The following is a 19,582-nucleotide window of genomic DNA, read 5'->3' as shown; positions in this document are numbered from 1 at the left end:
TCGCCAGATCCTGCCTCTTTTTCTTTATTTGGTTTTTATCATTTCATCTGCTTTTAAAAGTGATTTACCTTTATCGATTTGGAGTTTCACTTGTTCAAACCCTGTCCCGCCGTATGAATTCCTTCTTTCAACCGCTGCATAGAGCGTCAAGATTGAATATAAATCCTCTTGGATAAGGTCCGAATATCGCTGATAATGCTCCAGTGAAACATCTTTTAAATAATACCCTTCCTCGATACAGTGCAGGACCAACTTTCCCACAATCTCATGAGCTTGTCTGAAAGGGACGCCTTTAGCTGCCAAATAATCAGCAAGCTCGGTTGCATTCGAAAAATCATTCGAAACGGCTTCTTTCATTCTCTGTTGTTTGACCGTCATCGTCCGGATCATTCCATTGAAAATCTTCAATGAACCGACAACTGTTTTGACAGTGTCGAACATGCCCTCTTTATCTTCCTGCATATCTTTGTTATACGCGAGCGGAAGGCCTTTCAGTACGGTCAGAAGTGAGACGAGATTTCCATTCACTCTCCCCGTTTTCCCTCTGACCAGCTCGGCCATGTCAGGATTTTTCTTCTGTGGCATGATGCTGCTTCCCGTCGTAAAGCTGTCATCCAATTCGATGAATTGAAACTCTTCCGTCGACCAGAGGATGAACTCTTCAGCCAGTCGGGAAAGATGTGTCATCAAGAGAGAGCTGTTGCTTAAGAACTCCACGATGAAATCGCGGTCGCTCACTGCATCCAGGCTGTTTTCGTAATAGGAACCGAAACCAAGCTGTTCAGCTGAATACGCTCTGTCAATCGGAAATGTCGTGCCTGCAAGCGCACCGGCCCCGAGAGGCGAAATATCGATTCTCTTCAGTGAATCTGATAACCTCTCTTTATCCCTCTGCAGCATCCAGAAATAACACATTAGATGATGAGCAAAAGAGATCGGCTGAGCACGCTGCAGGTGGGTATAACCGGGTATGATCGTTTCCACATTCTTCTCGGATTGGAGGAGGATCCCTTCCTGCAGTTCATTGATCAATTCAATGATTTCCTGCACTCTGCGTTTTAAAAATAAATGCATATCCGTAGCGATCTGGTCATTCCGGCTTCTTCCTGTGTGAAGCTTACCGCCGACTTCACCAATCTCGTCGATCAATAGTCTCTCAAGATTCAAGTGGATATCTTCATACTCCACAGAGAAATCGAGTTCCTGATCAACAGCCTTTTGATATAACGTTTGGAGCCCTTGAAGAATTTGTTCGGCTTCTTTTCCAGAAAGGATGCTGCATTTTTTCAGCATGGTCACATGGGCGATGCTGCCTTCAATGTCCTCAAGGACCAATTCCTGGTCGAATGAGATGGATGCGTTGAACTCATCCACCCATTCTTCAGGCTTTTTCGTGAATCTTCCGCCCCAGAGCTTACTCATAAAGTCACTTTCTCCTTTTTCTCATTGTTAATCACGGAAGAAACCTTCGTAGGCAGACCCCAAAGCTTGATGAAACCAACTGCAGCATCATGATCGAATTCATCCGCTTTTGTATAGGTAGCCAGATTTTCATCATATAAAGAATTCGGGGATTTTCTTCCTTCCACGATGGCATGACCTTTGAACAATTTCACGCGAACGACTCCGTTTACATACACCTGAGTTTGATCAAGAAATGCTTTTAGTGCTTTATTTAATGGTGAGAACCACAGGCCTTCATAAATTAATTCCGTCATTTTTTTCTCAATGACCGGTTTGAAATGGGCTAATTCTTTCACCAATGTAAGATCTTCAAGTTCTTTATGTGCCTTTAACAATGTAACAGCACCCGGGCACTCATACACTTCACGGGACTTGATGCCGATCAAACGGTTTTCCACATGGTCGATGCGCCCTACCCCGTGTTTTCCTGCAACGACGTTCAATTCAGAAATCAATTGATCCAACGGGTACGCCTGGCCGTTCAATTCAACCGGAACTCCGTGCTCAAATGTGATTTCCACTATATCTGCCACATCTGGTGCGTATTCAATGCTGCATGTGAGATCATATGCATCTTCCGGTGGAGCCGTCCAAGGGTTTTCCAATACACCGCATTCGTTGCTTCTTCCCCATAAGTTCTGGTCGATGGAATATGGTGAATCAAGGTTGATTGGAATCGGAATGCCTTTCTCTTTTGCATACTCGATTTCTTCTTCACGGGACCATTTCCACTCACGTACGGGGGCAATCACTTCAAGATCCGGATTCAAAGCCTGAATGGAAACTTCAAAACGCACCTGGTCATTTCCTTTACCTGTACATCCGTGCGCCACTGCTGCTGCTCCCTCTTTTTCAGCCACCTCAACAAGCTTACTTGCAATCAATGGTCTTGAAAGAGCTGAAACCAACGGATATTTCCCTTCATATAAAGCATGACTTTGTAAAGCAAGCAGTGCATAATCCTTCGCAAATTCTTCCTTTGCATCGATCACATAGCTTTTTGACGCGCCGACCGTCAATGCTTTTTCTTTTACAAAATCCAAGTCCTTTCCTTCTCCGACATCTAAACAGCAGGCGATGACTTCATACCCTTTTTCCTTTAACCATTGCACTGCCACTGACGTATCTAATCCTCCTGAATAAGCCAAAACCACTTTTTTATTCAATCGTATTCCCTCCAGTTGTTGTTTTATATAAATCGAGATTAATAAAAGCATTTAAATGAATAATTATTCTTTTGAATGAATTTATATTAACAACTTCTATTGTGTTTATCAATACTTATTCATAAATTTGTATAAATATTTTATCGAGCGAAGCTGGAAATATTGGGATGAATGGATTTTGGAGGGATTTTGATGTAGGATTTATGGTATCGATACAACCAGAAAAGGAGAACTGTCTAGCATATATGAGCACAATAAAAAAATATTTCACCTTCGACCCGCGCTTAAAAATAGATGTGCCTTGCCTGTTAGAGGATTGGATCGCATATCCTCCTCAAACTCAGGAAACCATACTTCTCGAGTGGGAAAGGGTAAGAGGCACTATTCCTGATCGTATTGGAGAAATTGAAAAGGATATTGAAGAGCTGCTGTCCTCTCTTGGACAAGAGGATGATTTTGAGGAATCATGCAGACTGAACAGCGAGATATCCGAGAGGGCTTCCGAGATCAATGACTTGTGGCTATGGTATCGAACAACGCCGAAAAAAAAATAGGCATTCTCTCTTGAATTCAAAAAAAGCGAAGGAGCACTTCCAGCTCCTTCGCTTTCTTTCATTTATTGATTTTTCTTCAAACGCAGATAACGATACTGATAATACTTCTCTGCAAAATCGGTGATCTTACGGGAGAGCTGATAATTCACTCCGGCACCGATCGCCATGCTGACAAGCGGAAGACCGGACCACTTCTTACCTTTGAACATCGTGATTGCAAGTCCTTTGAGCGCATGCTTCATCGGTCCTTCAAGCCAAGTATAATCAGTCAGCTGTTCAGATCCGTCGTAAAAATAATTCGTATCCTTCTTATTTAAATCCTCCATCAGATCCTCCCAGGCCAGCGCACGGAGTCGTGAAGGCAGGGTTGATGCATGGAACACTTTCAATGCCGTCATCATTTCAAACGGGGTCTGGACGTCAAATCCGTAGGTAATGGCAATCAGCTGGACAGAACGCAGATTGATTACCGCCATTGCCGGCAAATCAGAACCGAGGGCCACAATGCCGCCTGTTCCCGTAATCCCGCCTTGGAATAATGAGTAGATGCGGTGGCGTCCTGCATGCTGCTCTGCGATATAGTGAAGCTGATCGATCGTGAGGTATTGAAGATCTTCTATCGTCTGAATCTCCTGATTGAAAGCACGTGCTGTCACAAGAATCCGTTCACGCGCATCGTTTTGCATCTGGGACCCCTGGATGAGGGAATGCATGTGGAACAGCCAGCCGTCCAGGCGCTGAAAGAACTGTTCCTGAACATCTTGCGGGATGGATTCAAATGCATAATCTAACCATTTAACATATGTATGTTCCAAATCATTCGCTTCATATTCATACAAGTCTTCTTTCCAAGCTTTGATTGACTGCCAAATTTGTTTATCCCGATCTGACCAGCTCATGACTTCCCACTCCTTACAGTTGTAAAATTAATTTTAGTATATCATAAAAAGTTCATTGCTTTCCGTTCATCAGCATTGCAATGTGAATTTTCTGTCATTTCCTTCTATAATATTGGACAAAAAACAGGATCACCGATAGAGGGCGATCCTGTTTTGAAATTAAAAATTAGATGTTTCCTTTTTCCATTACGTCGCGTGCGATCATGACTTCTTCGTTTGTCGGGATGATCATGACTTTTACCGGGGAGTGCGGATAGTTGAGGAATGCTTCTTCTCCGCGCACGTTGTTGCGTGCAGGATCCCAGTATACACCCATGAATTCAAGGCCCTGAAGTACTTTTTCACGGACAAGGCTGCTGTTCTCACCGATACCGGCAGTGAAGACGATCGCATCTACTCCGTACATGCGGGAAGCATAGGAGCCGATGTATTTGTGAATACGATTCGCGAATACTTCAAGGGCCAGTTCAGCACGTTCGTTTCCTTCAGAAGCTTGCTGCTCGATATCACGAAGGTCGCTTGAGAATCCGGATACACCAAGCATACCTGATTTTTTATTAAGGATGTTCAGGACTTCTTCAGCTGTTGAACCTGTTTTTTCCATGATGAATGGAATCAATGCAGGGTCGATGTTTCCTGAACGTGTCCCCATGGCTACTCCAGCAAGCGGTGTGAAGCCCATGGATGTGTCAATTGACTTTCCGCCTTCAATGGCAGCGATACTGGCACCATTACCCAAGTGACAAGAAATGAGGCGTACTTGCTCTTTCGGACGTCCAAGCATTTCAGCCGCCCTTTCGGATACGTATTTATGTGAAGTACCGTGGAATCCGTATTTACGGATTCCGAAATCTTCATAATACTCATACGGGAGGCTGTATAAGAATGAGCTTTCAGGCATGGACTGATGGAAAGCTGTATCAAATACCGCTACTGCTGGTACATTCGGAAGCACATTCTTGAATGCCTTGATACCTGTTATATTCGCGGGGTTATGAAGCGGAGCCAAATCTGAAAGCTCATCGATCTTTTCAATCACTTCATCTGTGATCAGGACAGATTCATTAAAAATTTCTCCGCCGTGAACGACCCGGTGGCCGATACCCTGGATTTCATCAAGAGAATTGATGATACCAAAGCCAGTCAGTTTTTCCAGAAGCATTTTGACCGCTACCTCATGATCTGGGATATCTGTTACTTCTTCTTTCTTTTCACCGTTCACTGATATGTTGAAAACCGCATTGTCCAAGCCAATACGCTCAATAAGACCTTTTGTGATGACTGTTTCTTCAGGCATATCGAATAGCTGAAACTTCAACGAAGAGCTTCCAGCATTGATAGCAATGATTTTGTTTGCCACGTTGTATCGCTCCTTTAATTTATAGGATCTTAACTATCTATATTGTGTTCATTGAATCACTTTTTATCTCTCAATTCCCCATTTAATCACTGTACACTATCGATTTCAAGAAAAAGCTTGAAATGACATCGTTTTCATGTTAAATTAAATATTTTCACAAAATTCGAAAAGGAAGCTCTTTCTCATATTACCGCATTACCTTGCCTGCTAAACAAAATAAACGCAAGAAAAAAGACTGCTTCAATAATTGTAAGCAGTCTTTTTACGATGTTATTTATTTTCAATCAGCCATTGATCGATCTTTGCAAGGATATCTTCAAGGCCCCGTTGGTTTGAAAGGCTTGGAAGATTCGCAAGCAGGACTTCTTTCGGGGCTTTCAGACCTTCTTTCTTCTTTTGAAGAATCAGGATGCTTTTCGCCGAGTTTTTATTTTTAAATAGAGAAAGAGGCAGCTGAAGGAAGCCTTGGATGTTCACTTTTTCTTTTAAAAATAAATGCAGCTGGCTGCTGAGTGGTGATTCGAATAGTCCATTTGGAACGATGAAGAACAGGTATCCGCCTTCTTTTGTATGTTTCATGCTTTGTTCGATGAATAAGTGATGTGCATAGGAGTGGCCTTCTTCAGCTTTTAACTCATAATCCTGTGCCCTGACATCATTTGGATAATATCCTACCGGAAGATCGCTAAGGACGATATCGACAGGGTCTATAAACAAAGGCTCCAATGCATCTTGATTGAAAAGCTGCAGCGGGTGCTTTTGAAGATTCGCACCAACATAAGCTAATTTAATCAATACATCATCGATTTCAACTCCAATGGATTGGGATTCGACGTGAGGCATCTGATTCAACACGGTTGTCAGCAGGTTCCCTGTGCCGATTGCAGGGTCTAAAACAGTCAGCTTCTCACTGCCCTGAGTGAATTTATTGACCAGGAAGCTGATAAATAATCCCAGAGAATCCGGAGTCATTTGATGATTCGGCTGAACATTTTCCTTCATGCCTTTTAAAATGGCAAATTGAAAGGCTTTGCGGATATCTTCATTTTCAATGCTGCCAATCTTTATTTCTTCATATTTTTTATGTAGACGTTTTTTTGTCAGTTCGCTCAATTCATCTTGCAGGATATCATCTTGAAAAAGGTTTTCCCCTGTTTCTGCAACGGCTTCTAAATAGCTGCATGCAAGCTCTTCTTTAAGAAGCTGGGATGTTTCATCGATGATCCCGAAGAGAGATTCGACTGGCGAATTCATCATATGCATTCATTCCTTTACCAACGTTTTCTGTCCTCTATTTTACCCATCGACGGGCACTTTGTAAAAAAACAATGCTGACCATACATCAGTCGGCAGGTCAGCATGTCTTTTGTTCTAGTAGTAGGTTGTATTATTTAGCATTTTTCACTGCTTCAACGGCAGCATCATAATCAGGATGATCAGTTGCTTCGCTCACATATTCCACATAGGTGACCTCATCGTTGCTGTTCACAACGAATACAGCACGGGCAAGCAAGCGCAGTTCTTGAATATGCACGCCGTATGCTTCACCGAATGAAAGGTCTCGGTGATCGGAAAGTGTTTGGACATTTTCAATTCCGTTCGCACCGCACCAGCGTTTTTGTGCAAATGGCAGATCGACAGATACCGTAAGCACTTCGACATTATCAAACTTAGTGGCTTCTTCATTAAATTTTCTTGTTTGCGCATCACAAACGCCAGTATCAATTGAAGGAACGACACTGATCAAACGAACCTTACCCTTTGAGTCATTCAGAGTCACTTCTGATAGATCATTTGCCAGTACCGTGAAATCAGGTGCTTTATCTCCAACCTTTACTTCATTACCGAGCAGTGTTACAGGGTTGTTCTTAAATGTAATGTTTGCCATTATTTGTTCCTCCTCTATGAATAATATGTACAAGTTTATAGTACAGAAAATCGGATGGTCAAAGCAAATGATAAGGGTTGACCATACCTTATCATTATCCTAACCCTACCCCAAAACATAGACCGTATCTTTGCGCTGCAGGCACAAGATTCCCCAGGGAGGAAGTCGAGCCTCCACGTTGCTGCGCTCCTGCGGGCAAGGAAAGTGGAGGCGGCTCTCTCAGCCCCGACAAGCATAAGCTAAATGAGCCGGGAAGGCGCTTTTTGCCTTCTTGGCTCATTTAGCTTATGACCTCGAGGGGCTAGCCGCCGGAGCTGGACAGGTCTCGACCTTTCCTCTATTTTCCGTCGGAGTCAAGTGCCTTCCGCTCCAATCCACTCTGTGGTGCAATTTTGATATGTTTTTCACATTAAAAAAGGGACTGACAATACTCTTCCTGATGGGAGTCAGCCCCTTACATCTGGTTCTAGAAATCCATATTCTGTTTTGATCCGTTTCCTTGATTATGGTTTTGATTTTGATTACCCTGGTCGTTCTTTTTCATCATGCCCTGGATTTTTTCGATGGCACCCGGGGCGAGGTCGAGCAGACGGTCCAATAAATGTGTGCTTTCATCCAGGTGGAGCATTTTGATTCCTCTTGAGCTGACGATCAGGAACGCAATCGGTGTGATGGATACTCCTCCACCGCTACCGCCGCCAAACGGCTGCTTTTTGGATGAGCCTCCGCCTCCACCGTCGCTGCCGCTTTTGCCGCCTTCCGAATCACTGTTTTTGCCTTTGCCATCGATGCTGAATTCACTTCCGCCTGCAGCAAAACCAAAGCCAACCTTGGATACCGTCAGGATGACGCTTCCATCCGGTGTTTCAACGGGATCTCCGATGATGGTATTTACGTCGATCATTTCTTTCAAGTTTTCCATTGCAGTGGTCATTAGACCTTCAATAGGATGTTCAGACATGACAAGTCCTCCTCATTAAACTGATTGTTGTTGTTCTTCTGAGAGTTTGGAAAGAGGCTTTGTTTTAAAGTCCGCCTTCCCGCCTCTCCAGTACCGAAGTATCTTGAAACCTACTAGGATAGCATTCCCTACCCGAAACTGGATAATACATGAAAAATGAGTTTGGATAATGGCTTTCTGGAAGGAAGGAATCACTTCAATCGATGGATGTGATTGAAGTCTCATATAACCGCTCATCAGTCCGATGATGCTTCCCTTCAACCCCCAGATCGTCCCTGTCATCGTCCCTGTAGAGGCGGCGTCCCCAGTGCCGAATAACGTCTTCCAATGAATATGATCTATTTTTACTTTGTTCAAAAACCTGCGGATGATTTTATGCAATTCCTGCACATGGGTAAGAATTTCTTTTGTGTCATTTAAACTGTTTATGAAATCTTTTGGTGTAATCTTCTTTTTAGACTCTTTTTCACTGGAAGGTTCGTTTTCCTTCCCGCGGATATTTTTCTCTTCCACTACAATATTTGGGCCATCGTCATCAAGCTTGACCAATGGTACATCAATCGTATATCTTAACAACCCGAACCAAGCCCTCAGCTTTACCTTGAAATGATCATTGTCATTACCGTGGTACAAAGATAGGGTGATGGTTAATTTAGTTATGAGAATAAGAATAATGATGACAAATATAAATGCCAAAATAATGAGTAAAGCCCATACCCAACCACTCATTTTTTCACAACCCTTCAACTTTTCATTATGGCCGAAGGAAGGAAAAATAAACGGTGCTGAGTGAATTATTTATCAGATGGTGAGATGATGTTCTGCCTGGCTGGTATTTGAAGCTCAATGTAAAAAAGAACCCGCTCTATTAAAAGAGCGGGTTCCGGATACCTATACGGCAGGTGAAAATTCCAGTTTCTTCTTTTCCTGAACAACTGTCGTGTCGGCAAATAAGTCATGTATCCCCTGTTTTTTAGTGGTGAACGCCACCACGATATATAAGATGAAAATGGTAGACGAAATAAAGCGGCCGATTAACTCTCTGAAGATAACGGTCCCCCAGGTTGGGCGGCGGCCTTTCAAATCTATTACTTTAATTCCCAGTACCATCTTGCCGATTGTTTGACTGAAGAACTTCGTCATCAAGACGAAATAGCTGTAAAAAACGATGGCAGAAAGAATGGAAATCGGCGCAAACATCGAACCATCCACCAACGAGATATCCAGCACTTTGAAAACCGGCTTGACGATGAGGCGTGTAATGCTGCCGATGACGATTAAATCAATCAGATATGCCCATACCCTCAGCCAGAAACCCGCTAGAAAAAATCCTTTTGTTTGATTGTAAGGAGGAGGTGCCTGAACATTGGAGTGCTGCACAGTCATATCTTTATCGTCTGCCTCGTGTTTCTCTATTCCTTCCTCGTTTACTCGAGAGGTATCTTGATTTTCACTCACTTCATTCACCTTCCTTACTCAGAATATAGATACATTAATCGTGGTGAATTCGGATTGGACAGAAGCTTCACGAGTGCTGCCGCTTCAAAGTCCTGGCCGATCACTTTCTTCGCACTCATACTGAAGAACTCAGAGAAGGGATCGCCGCTTGTATATTCAAATACTTGTGCACCTTTCAGTTTATGATCCTTTTTCAGTGCTGCAATGACATCTTCTACATACCCAAAATCATCAATCAGATTTACTTCTTTTGCTTGTCGGCCGTCATAAATTCTTCCATCTGCAATCTTTTTCACTTGCGCTTCAGACATGTCACGACCGCTAGCGATGACTTCGACGAACCCTTCATAAGAATTATCGATCATTGTTTGAAGAATCTTTCTTTCTTCCTCAGTCATGTCTCTGGTGGGACTCATGATATCCTTATAAGGACCGCTCTTGATCGTGACGAAGTCCACACCATACTTTTCAGCAAGTTCGGAGTAATTGATACTTTGCATGATCACTCCCAATGAGCCGGTCAGCGTCTCTTTGCTTGCAAAGATCTTCGTTGCCGGTGCAGATATGTAATATCCTCCTGAAGCCGCCATGCTCCCCATTGAAACATAGACAGGCTTTTTAGACTTCTCTATGATTTCAACCAGCTTGGAATGGATTTGCGCACTCTCCACCACTCCTCCGCCAGGGGAGTTCACTTTAAGGACAATTCCTTTTACTGAGTCATCTTCCTGAACGGCATCAAGCTTATCCATGAAAAGTTCATGATTATATCCCGGACTCTGGAACATGGACGCTGCATCACCCGTGTCCTGGATGACCCCGTCCACCTCAAGGACCGCGATTCTCTTCTGCATATTTCCATCTTCAATGATTTCTTCCCCGAAAGCCTGTTCCGTACTGCCGAGCACTTCATCGAATGCCTTGTTAAAATCCCCAGTCAAAGCAGAAGTGGCGAAGTTCACCACAACAGAGACAAAGAACAAACCCGCGGCAATCGCCAGTGCGATCCATCTTTTCGCATTCATCTGTATATTCCTCCCTCGTTTATCCTATCTTATGTAAGGATATGAATATCATTCTCATGTCAAAACATGATAGAATATTCACAAAGTTATTTTAGCAGACTTTTGATGGAATGGGAAAAAATATCCTACTAAATTTTGGGAGGTACATAGAATGAACAATCGTCGAAATATTTACTTTTACGTATTAAAAGATGAAGCCATCCAGCCCAAGCTTGAAAAATTATATGATCTTGCCAAACGCTACGACTTTTCCATTGTAACATCCCCAAAAGATGCAAATATCATCGTAAGTGTTGGCGGCGACGGCACATTCCTTCAGGCTGTCCGCAAAACCGGATTCAGGCAGGACTGTCTGTACGCAGGTATTTCCACAGGCGGAACCCTGAGCATGTATTGTGATTTCCATATTGACGACACGTCCAAAATGATCGATGCGATGACGAAAGAACAAATAGAAGTAAGAAAATATCCTACCATCGAAGTGACGGTGGACGAGCAGACATCTTTTCTTTGTTTGAATGAATTCAGCATCCGTTCCGGCCTCATCAAAACCTTCGTGATGGATGTCTTCATTGACGATATACACTTTGAAACGTTCAGGGGGGACGGTATGATCATTGCCACTCCGACGGGAAGCACCGCTTATAACAAATCGGTTAACGGAGCAGTCGTCGATCCGATGATCCCATGTCTGCAGGTCAGCGAAATGGCTTCCCTTAACAACAACCGGTACCGTACACTCGGATCATCATTCATCCTCAGTGATAAACGAAGCCTTGAATTAAAAATCGTCCAGGATGGCAATGACTATCCTGCGATGGGAATGGACAATGAGGCACTGAGCATCCAGCATGTCGAGAAAGTGGAAGCCCAGTTAAGTGATAAGATAATCAAAACAGTAAAACTGAAGGACAACTCTTTCTGGGAAAAAGTAAAGAGATCGTTTTTATAATAAGAAAAGCGGAGGCGGCTCGTCCAGCCCCGACAAGCATAAGATGAATGGGCCGGGAAGGCGCTTTTTTGCCTTCCTGGACCATTTAGCTTATGACCTCGAGGGGCTAGCCGCCGCAGCTGGACAATATGATATGAAAAGCGGAGGCGGCTTAGTAAAAAGCTCCGGCAATGTGCCGGAGCTTTTTCATTATCATGCTGACAACTTCGCTTCACGTCTTCGTTTTCTGGCAAACTGAATGCGGGATGCTGTGAATATTGCCAACGCAATCCATATGAAGATAAACGATATCAGATGTGTTGCAGAGAATGTTTCACCATAGACCGTGACTCCAAGGATCAATGTGATAGTCGGTGCGATATATTGTAGGAATCCGACCATATAGAGCGGAATCTGTTGTGCACCTTTCGAGAAGAACAGCAATGGAATGGCGGTTACCGCTCCTGCTCCGATTAAGAGAAGATCCGTCCCCCAAGAAATGGTGAATAACGACGGCGTTCCGGCGCCGTACATATATCCCATATAAATCAATGAAACCGGTGCGATCGTCATCGTTTCTAGTGTCAATCCGATTGCTGAATCCACTTTGATCAGCTTCTTCGCGAGACCGTATAAGCCGAATGAAAATGCGAGCCCTATTGCAATCCATGGGAATTCCCCGTACGAAAGCGTAAGGATCATTACACCTGCAGCGGCTAGAACAAAGGACAGAATCTGCGCTTTTGACAGGCTTTCTTTTAATATGAACACCCCTAAAAGGACACTCACAAGAGGGTTAATATAATATCCGAGGCTCGCTTCCACCATTTGATCCGTGTTCACTGCCCAAATGTAGATGAACCAGTTGGCACTGATCAATAACGAGGCAAGCAATAATGCAAGCAGCTGTTTTTTCTTGGTCAATGAAGACTTTATGTAGGAAGTGAATGTCTTCCATCTCTTCGTGAAAAATAAAAATAACAGCATAAACCAGAAAGACCAAAAAATCCGGTTTGCCAATATTTCGTCAGCAGACACATGGTTTAACCATTTCCAGTAAATCGGGAGTATTCCCCAGAGAAAATAGGAAAATGCTGTGTATAATATTCCTGTCTGTTCATTCTGCTTCAAAAAAACACCCCCAAAACTATTTCTGTTTCCGAAATAACTTCATTATATCGGGGAAAAGTTTTGAGGGCAATCTTTTTATTTTTTATTAAATACAACTGTTTCGTCCACTATCGTCATGGACACGATTTTCTCAAGAAGTTCATCCGGATCAGATTCGAATGGATCTTTTTCAAGGACGGTGAAGTCAGCCGTGTACCCTTCCTTGATCATTCCACGATCATCTTCATGGTGACATGCATACGCACTTCCTTTTGTAAAAAGAGAAATCGCTTCGTACATCGTCAGCTTTTCTTGAGGAATATGGACGGTCTTATCCGGATCGAGCGGATTGGTCCTTGTTACCGCGGAATGAATCCCCCATAAAGGGTTGATCGGCTCAATCGGTGCATCAGACCCTCCTGCACATGGAATGCCGTTATCCAGCAATGTCTTCCATGCATAGTTGTACTTCATATTTTCCTTACCAAGCCGATCGATGACCCATGGGAAATCAGATGCTACAAAACGCGGTTGAATATCCAAAATCAGTGGAAGACCTTTAATTTCCTCTATTAATTCTTCCCTGAGGATCTGTGCATGAATTAAGCGGTCACGCCTTGATTCCCCTGAAGGATGTACTTTGATGGCATCTACGACATTCTGGAAGGCCTGATCCCCGATCGTGTGCACCGCAATAGGCAACTGCAGGCTTCTCGCTTTTTCAACAAGTTTGAGGAGCCTTTCCTGAGAATGTATGCTGACACCCTCTGTACTTGGATCGTCTGCATAAGGATAGCTGAGTAAAGCAGTCCTCCCTCCCAATGCACCATCCGCAAAAATCTTCATGGCGCCAAATTCGATAAATTCATTCCCTCCAAGGAAATGATGACCTTCAGCATGCCAGTCATTGATGACCTCATGATGGACGAGAAGATGCGCCCTGAATTTTTTATCACCGGTAATCGTTTGTTTGAACGCATTATACGTTTTGTTGAAATTACCGTAATAGCTTAAGTCTTCCGTATGACCTCCGACCAAGCCGTTTTCCCAGCAGCTTTCAATCCCTTTTGAAAGAGCTTCTTCTAAATAAGCCGGGGAAATCGGCGGCAAAGCCTCCACCATAAGGTCCTGGGCTTTATCTTTTAATAATCCATTCAGATTACCTTCAACATCTTTTTCTATTAATCCGCCTGCAGGGTCTGGTGTACTCTCATCGATGTTTGCCTGTTTTAGTGCAAGTGAATTTACGACCATGGCATGCCGGCAGATGCGTTTTAATAGAACAGGATGATTTGGAACGGCTGCGTCTAATTCATTCTTTGTAATGACCTCCGCATCCGACCAGAGATTTTCATTCCATCCCTCTCCAAAAATCCACTGCCCTTCAGGAAGTTTCTCCGCTTTTTCAGCAACGGCATTCAACACCTCTTCCTTACTCGTCATCTGGGACAAGTCAAGGCGAAGCAATGTCTCCCCATGGCCGATCAAATGCATATGGCTGTCTACAAAACCGGGGAACATGACCCCATTATTTAAATCAACGGTTTCTTCTATTGTGTATTTCTTCCTTAATTCTTCTGCAGAACCCAATTCCATAATGTATCCATTTTCCGTATATACAGCTTCGACCAAATGGCCTTCAGACTGCATCGTATAGATTTTTCCATTTGTCCATAACGTACCCATCTAAGAAGCTTCCTTTCTACTAAGAAAAGCGCAAGCGCCTTGTTCAGCCCCGACAAGCGCTTTTGGGCCTACCGGTGAAGTCGTTCTTTGACTTCAATGGACGGACCGAATCGTCTCAAGGGACTAGGCGCTGGAGCTAGCCATTTCTCAAATTAAATTTTTACTTTCTACTATTTTTTAAGATGTTCTTTCAAATGTACCATATTATAGGAGGAATCGGGAAGTAGAAGGATTAAATTGACAATATGTCACCATACAAAAGGGAGCCCCTATCAAACAGGCTCCCTGCTTACCACCTTTAGTTCTTAACCGAGCTCATTTCCTTCTGACGCAGTTCGATTCTTCTGATTTTACCGGATGTTGTTTTCGGCAGTTCCTTGACGAATTCGATTTTGCGAGGGTATTTGTAAGGTGCCGTTAATTCTTTTACGTGCTCCTGAAGTTGCGGCACAAGGTCCGGATCATTCTGGTTGACTCCTTCACGCAGTACGACGAAAGCTTTTACGATTAATCCGCGTACTTCATCAGGGCTTCCCACTACCGCACATTCTTGAACGAATGGATGCTTCACAAGCGCATCTTCTACTTCGAATGGTCCGATTGTGTATCCCGAAGAGATGATGATGTCATCTCCTCTCCCTTCGAACCAGAAATATCCATCTTCATCCTTCTTCGCTTTGTCCCCGGTGATATAGTAGTCACCTCTGAACTGCATAGCGGTTCTTTCAGGATCTTTATAATAGTTCTTGAATAAGGCAGGTGTTTCTACATGGACAGCGATATCCCCTACTTCATCAACTTCACAAGGTAACCCTTCCTCGTTGATGACTTCCACACGGTTACCTGGTGTCGGCTTGCCCATGGAACCAGGCTTTAGTTCCATGCCTTTCATGATTCCGACGAGCAGGGTATTTTCTGTCTGCCCGTAACCATCACGGACTTCAATTCCATGATGTTTCTTGAATGCATCAATGACTTCCCGGTTTAATGGTTCTCCCGCCGAGACGGCGCTATGTAACGGGGAAAGATCATAAGTTCCCAGATTATCAACCTTGGCCATCAGCCGATATTCTGTCGGCGTACAGCAAAGGACGTTTACGCCGTTATCCTGAAGTAATTGCAAATATTTATTCGGTTCGAACTTCCCTTGATAAACGAGACCCGTTGCACCAGACCCTAGAACGGACATGAACGGACTCCAAATCCATTTCTGCCAGCCTGGACCAGCCGTTGCCCAAACCATATCTCCTTCTTCGATTCCCAGCCAGCCTTTAGCCGCCGTTCTCAGGTGGGCGAATGCCCATCCATGTGTATGTACTACCCCTTTAGGATTACCTGTCGTGCCTGATGTATAGGATAAGAAAGCCATATCATCCCTTGCCGTGTCAGCAAATGTCATTTCGTCAGAGACACTCTTCATTTCTTCCTCTACTGTTATCCAGCCCTCTTGTTTATCGCCGATGACAAACTTTTTCAGCTTGTCCATTCCGCGGACATTTTCAAATTGTCCGATGAATGGAGAATACGCAACGATCCCTTTTACATCCCCATGTTCAATTCTATATTCAAGGTCTTTTGTACGAAGCATTTCAGAGCTTGGTATGACAATCATTCCTGATTTTAGAGCAGCTAAATAAACGGCATATGCTTTGACTAATCTTGGGACCATCACCAGGATGACGTCACCTTTTTCAAGGCCGGATCCCGAGAAAACGTTTCCAATTTTATTTGCGTCCTTCATCAGGTTTTTGTAAGTGATTTCTTTCTTTTCCCCCGCTTCATTCTCCCATTTTATCGCGAGTTTAGTGTCATCACTTGCAAACTTTTCCACTTCCTCAACCAAGTTGTACTTTTCAGGTGCAATTAGTTCATGTCTGTTCATCCGAATTCCCCCTTGTTTGTACTTACTTCTCCATTATACAAAATAATTCAAATTTTTTAAATTGTTCATTTATAAAATACAAATCAGAATTTACTATCCGGGGGCTGAATAGCGTTTTTGATTAATCGGAGACCGTTCCTTTCCGCTGCAGGCACAAGATTCCCCGGGGGGGAAGTCGAGCCTCCTCGGCATCGCGACGAGGAGGCTCACCAACCGCCCGCGGAAAGCGAAGTCTTCCACGGAAATCAACTGCGGTATTTACACTAGTGGACAAATTAAAAGGAGCGGGTAGGCCCCGCTCCTTGTAGCCATTGTATTTAATTATTTTTGGTATCCGCCACCGATTTGTTGTTCAGCCATTTGGACTAAACGCTTAGTGATTTCACCACCTACAGAACCGTTAGCGCGTGCAGTTGCATCTGGACCAAGTTGAACTCCGAATTCAGAAGCGATTTCGTATTTCATTTGGTCGATTGCTTGTTGAGCTCCAGGAGCTACTAGTTGGTTAGAACTTCTGTTGTCTGCCATGTGTTTTCACCTCCTCGTTGCTTGTTGAGTATAGATTGTGCGAAAACACATGGCTTCATGCAACGAAACTCACTGGTAAATGTTCCTATTTAAAGCAGGTCATCAAAGCTTTCTTCCATTGCAGAATCTGCTGCTCCGCTAATGGTGATTGTCTCTGTATTATTGACTGCTTCATTTATTAGAATATCGAAGTCAACAAAGCTTTCATAATATTGAACCTTTTCCTTTTTTGGTCTTGTTTTTGGTGCCGGCGGTGTAAAGATTGTACAGCAATCCTCATATGGAAGGATCGATATATCATGAGTATCGATTTTTTGGGCGATATCAATAATTTCCAGTTTATCCATGGCGATAAGCGGTCTCAAGACCGGGGTATTCGTGACGTCATTGATCGCCTGCATGCTCTCGAGTGTCTGACTTGCTACCTGTCCTAGGCTTTCTCCGGTGATCAAGGCTAGACCCTCATTCTGTTGACGGATTTTATCAGCTATCTTCAGCATCATTCGTCTTGTTGATGTCATGGTATAGTTCTCAGGCACCTGATCGTGAATCGTCTGCTGAATTTTTGTAAAAGGCACCACATGTAATTTGATACTGCCGCTAAAAGCTGAAAGCTTTCTGGAAAGATCAATCACTTTCTGCTTTGCACGTTCACTTGTGAAGGGAGGGCTGTGAAAATGGACGGCTTCAATTTCCACGCCTCGCTTCATGGTTAAATATCCGGCAACGGGGCTGTCGATTCCACCTGACAGCATCAGCATCGCCTTTCCACTAGCTCCTACGGGCATGCCTGTGGAACCGGGATAAATTTCTGAGGAAAGATAAACGCCTTCTTTTCTAACTTCTACATTCAATTTAATATCGGGATTTTTGACATCTACTGTCAGTCCATCAGTATTCCTTAAAACGTAGGAACCGACTTCATAATTGATTTCATTGGTTTCGAGAGGGAAATGCTTATCTGCACGGCGGGCCGACACCTTAAAGGTTTTGCCGGGTTCAAAGCTCTTATGCACCAAAGCTGCTCCCGCCTTACAAATTTCCTCTATATCACGTTCTACCTTTACTACAGGACTGAATGATTGAATGCCAAAGATTTTCTGGAGACGCGGGATGATTTCTTCCCCGTTTTCATCTCCCAATAGGATGTGCAAACGGTCACGGCTCGCAGACACTGAGACCCCGGGGAAATCCTTTAACGCCTGAACAATATTCTCTCTAAGCTTTGATGTGAATTTTTTGCGGTTTCTTCCTTTTGTAGAAATTTCACCGTATCTGACTAGAATTCGATTGTATTTCATCGTGATCTCCTCATTGTTTTCTGTAATTGGGCTGTTTCTTGTTTTAGCAGCTGAACAAATTGCTCTGCTTCTCCCATGGTATTTTGAAAGGACAAACTTATTCTGATCGCCCGGTCTGCTAGGTCTTCTCCAACTCCCATTGATAGGAGTGTCTGACTAGGCTTGCTTTTCTTTGATGAACACGCACTTGTAGTGGAGACGTACACCTCATGCCGGTCTAGAGCATGTACCACAACCTCACTTTTGAAATCATTAATGGAGAAGTTAAGAATGTGTGGTGCATTTTTCTCTTGTGGCGTATGAATGTTCACTCCGTCTATTTTGACTAGTTCTTTCCGTAAATAGCTTTGAATATCCTTCATTCTTCTCAGGTTTTCATGGCTTTCTTCACTATACATCCTCATCGCCTTTGCAAAAGACACGATGCCCCCAGTGTTCTCTGTGCCGCTTCTTACATTCCCTTCCTGCTCGCCTCCGGAAAGTAGTGGAGAGATGTCCACACCATCTCTTACAAAAAGGAGCCCTGTTCCCTTAACTCCATGGATCTTATGGGCAGAAATACTGTATAAATCAATATGATTATCCTCCAGCGAAACCGGAATTTTCCCGAACGCCTGCACACCATCTACATGAAAGAGGGTTTTGGGATGATGTTTTAAAATGGAGCCGATCTCTTCAATTGGCTGGATCGAACCCACTTCGTTATTCACATGCATGATCGAAACGAGGATCGTATCTCCCTGAATCGCTTTTTTCACATCTTGAGGATCGACAATTCCTGATTCATTGACATCAAGATAGGTTACAGAGTAACCGATTGATTCCAATTGCTTCATAGTATTGGATACAGAAGGATGTTCGATTTTGGTGGAAATAATATGCTTCCCCCTATTTCGATATTGTAAAGCCGTCCCTTTGATCGCCAAGTTATTCGATTCCGTTCCACCAGAAGTAAAAAACACTTCTTTCTCCTTGATTTTCATAAGACCGGCAATTTGTTTCCTCGACTGTGCGATTAATTTTTCCACCCGGCCACCAAATGAATGAATGGATGAGGGATTGGCATAGTAGACTTCATTTACTTTCAAATAAGCATCCAAAGCTTCCTTATATGGTCTTGTGGTTGCAGCGTTATCAAAATATATCACGTTATACACCTTCTTTAGTTCTATCCAATCATTAATCTTATCACAAAATCATTTTTTCCCAAATGAAATCGAAAAAATGTACACCCAATATTATTATGACAATAATGATACTAGAGAAAAACTTTCAAATTTTAATTATTTTATAAAAATAATCATTGATAACTCTAACAAAATTTGCGACAATCATTTAGGTAATAAAAGGAGGAAGTTATTTAAATATA

Annotated in this window: 18 protein-coding genes; 2 read left to right on the top strand and 16 right to left on the bottom strand. The window is 43.3% G+C overall.

What is annotated here, in order from left to right; translation table 11 throughout:
• Positions 1-24: 24 nt before the first annotated feature.
• On the bottom strand, positions 25-1,422 hold the full coding sequence (gene argH, locus ACXAFV_RS06935) for an argininosuccinate lyase (protein ID WP_475125348.1): 1,398 nt from the start codon (positions 1,420-1,422) through the stop codon (positions 25-27).
• On the bottom strand, positions 1,419-2,630 hold the full coding sequence (locus ACXAFV_RS06930) for an argininosuccinate synthase (RefSeq protein ID WP_475125347.1): 1,212 nt from the start codon (positions 2,628-2,630) through the stop codon (positions 1,419-1,421). Before ACXAFV_RS06930 ends, argH begins: the two co-directional genes overlap by 4 nt.
• 167 nt (positions 2,631-2,797) lie before the next feature.
• On the opposite strand from ACXAFV_RS06930, the gene ACXAFV_RS06925 reads away from it, so the two are divergent.
• Positions 2,798-3,184, top strand: coding sequence for a hypothetical protein (locus tag ACXAFV_RS06925; RefSeq protein ID WP_475125345.1), 387 nt, complete (start codon positions 2,798-2,800; stop codon positions 3,182-3,184).
• Positions 3,185-3,246: 62 nt separating this feature from the next.
• Here ACXAFV_RS06925 and ACXAFV_RS06920 read toward each other — a convergent pair whose 3' ends face one another.
• The 8 genes from ACXAFV_RS06920 to sppA form a co-directional block, all read right to left on the bottom strand.
• Positions 3,247-4,083, bottom strand: a complete 837-nt coding sequence (locus tag ACXAFV_RS06920) for an EcsC family protein (RefSeq protein ID WP_475125343.1) — start codon at positions 4,081-4,083, stop codon at positions 3,247-3,249.
• A 166-nt stretch (positions 4,084-4,249) separates the two neighbouring features.
• Positions 4,250-5,443: an acetate kinase gene (locus ACXAFV_RS06915; protein WP_475125342.1), complete on the bottom strand. Its 1,194-nt coding sequence runs from the start codon at positions 5,441-5,443 to the stop codon at positions 4,250-4,252.
• A 270-nt stretch (positions 5,444-5,713) separates the two neighbouring features.
• Positions 5,714-6,700 carry a class I SAM-dependent methyltransferase gene (locus ACXAFV_RS06910; RefSeq protein ID WP_475125341.1) on the bottom strand — a complete coding sequence of 329 codons (987 nt, stop codon included), beginning with the start codon at positions 6,698-6,700 and terminating at the stop codon, positions 5,714-5,716.
• Positions 6,701-6,830: 130 nt separating this feature from the next.
• Complete coding sequence (gene tpx / locus ACXAFV_RS06905; RefSeq protein WP_475125339.1) at positions 6,831-7,331, bottom strand: thiol peroxidase; 501 nt, start codon at positions 7,329-7,331, stop codon at positions 6,831-6,833.
• A gap of 466 nt (positions 7,332-7,797) precedes the next feature.
• Entirely contained in the window at positions 7,798-8,292 is a 495-nt protein-coding gene (ytfJ, locus tag ACXAFV_RS06900) for a GerW family sporulation protein (RefSeq protein WP_475125337.1), read from the bottom strand.
• Between the two features lie 15 nt (positions 8,293-8,307).
• Positions 8,308-9,021, bottom strand: coding sequence for a DUF2953 domain-containing protein (locus ACXAFV_RS06895; protein WP_475125336.1), 714 nt, complete (start codon positions 9,019-9,021; stop codon positions 8,308-8,310).
• A 162-nt stretch (positions 9,022-9,183) separates the two neighbouring features.
• Positions 9,184-9,750, bottom strand: coding sequence for an RDD family protein (locus tag ACXAFV_RS06890; protein WP_475125334.1), 567 nt, complete (start codon positions 9,748-9,750; stop codon positions 9,184-9,186).
• Positions 9,751-9,764: 14 nt separating this feature from the next.
• Positions 9,765-10,775 carry a signal peptide peptidase SppA gene (sppA, locus tag ACXAFV_RS06885; RefSeq protein ID WP_475125333.1) on the bottom strand — a complete coding sequence of 337 codons (1,011 nt, stop codon included), beginning with the start codon at positions 10,773-10,775 and terminating at the stop codon, positions 9,765-9,767.
• Between the two features lie 151 nt (positions 10,776-10,926).
• On the opposite strand from sppA, the gene ACXAFV_RS06880 reads away from it, so the two are divergent.
• A complete protein-coding gene (locus ACXAFV_RS06880) occupies positions 10,927-11,727 on the top strand; it encodes an NAD kinase (RefSeq protein ID WP_475125332.1) in 801 nt (266 codons plus the stop codon).
• A gap of 192 nt (positions 11,728-11,919) precedes the next feature.
• On the opposite strand, the gene rarD is transcribed toward ACXAFV_RS06880, so the two are convergent.
• The 6 genes from rarD to ACXAFV_RS06850 form a co-directional block, all read right to left on the bottom strand.
• Positions 11,920-12,837 (bottom strand): EamA family transporter RarD, encoded by a 918-nt coding sequence (rarD, locus tag ACXAFV_RS06875; protein WP_475125331.1) that lies wholly within the window; start codon positions 12,835-12,837, stop codon positions 11,920-11,922.
• A gap of 75 nt (positions 12,838-12,912) precedes the next feature.
• Positions 12,913-14,502, bottom strand: coding sequence for an amidohydrolase (locus ACXAFV_RS06870; RefSeq protein WP_475125330.1), 1,590 nt, complete (start codon positions 14,500-14,502; stop codon positions 12,913-12,915).
• Between the two features lie 298 nt (positions 14,503-14,800).
• Complete coding sequence (gene mbcS / locus ACXAFV_RS06865; RefSeq protein WP_475125329.1) at positions 14,801-16,384, bottom strand: acyl-CoA synthetase MbcS; 1,584 nt, start codon at positions 16,382-16,384, stop codon at positions 14,801-14,803.
• A 321-nt stretch (positions 16,385-16,705) separates the two neighbouring features.
• Entirely contained in the window at positions 16,706-16,912 is a 207-nt protein-coding gene (locus tag ACXAFV_RS06860) for an alpha/beta-type small acid-soluble spore protein (RefSeq protein ID WP_175990678.1), read from the bottom strand.
• An 89-nt stretch (positions 16,913-17,001) separates the two neighbouring features.
• On the bottom strand, positions 17,002-18,213 hold the full coding sequence (gene thiI / locus ACXAFV_RS06855; protein WP_475125328.1) for a tRNA uracil 4-sulfurtransferase ThiI: 1,212 nt from the start codon (positions 18,211-18,213) through the stop codon (positions 17,002-17,004).
• On the bottom strand, positions 18,210-19,361 hold the full coding sequence (locus tag ACXAFV_RS06850) for a cysteine desulfurase family protein (RefSeq protein ID WP_475125327.1): 1,152 nt from the start codon (positions 19,359-19,361) through the stop codon (positions 18,210-18,212). Before ACXAFV_RS06850 ends, thiI begins: the two co-directional genes overlap by 4 nt.
• Positions 19,362-19,582 lie beyond the last annotated feature (221 nt).

Source organism: Rossellomorea sp. ABR4_012 (genome assembly GCF_056159545.1).
The sequence above is the reverse complement of the archived record's forward strand: the minus strand, read 5'-3'. Positions and strand labels throughout refer to the sequence as shown.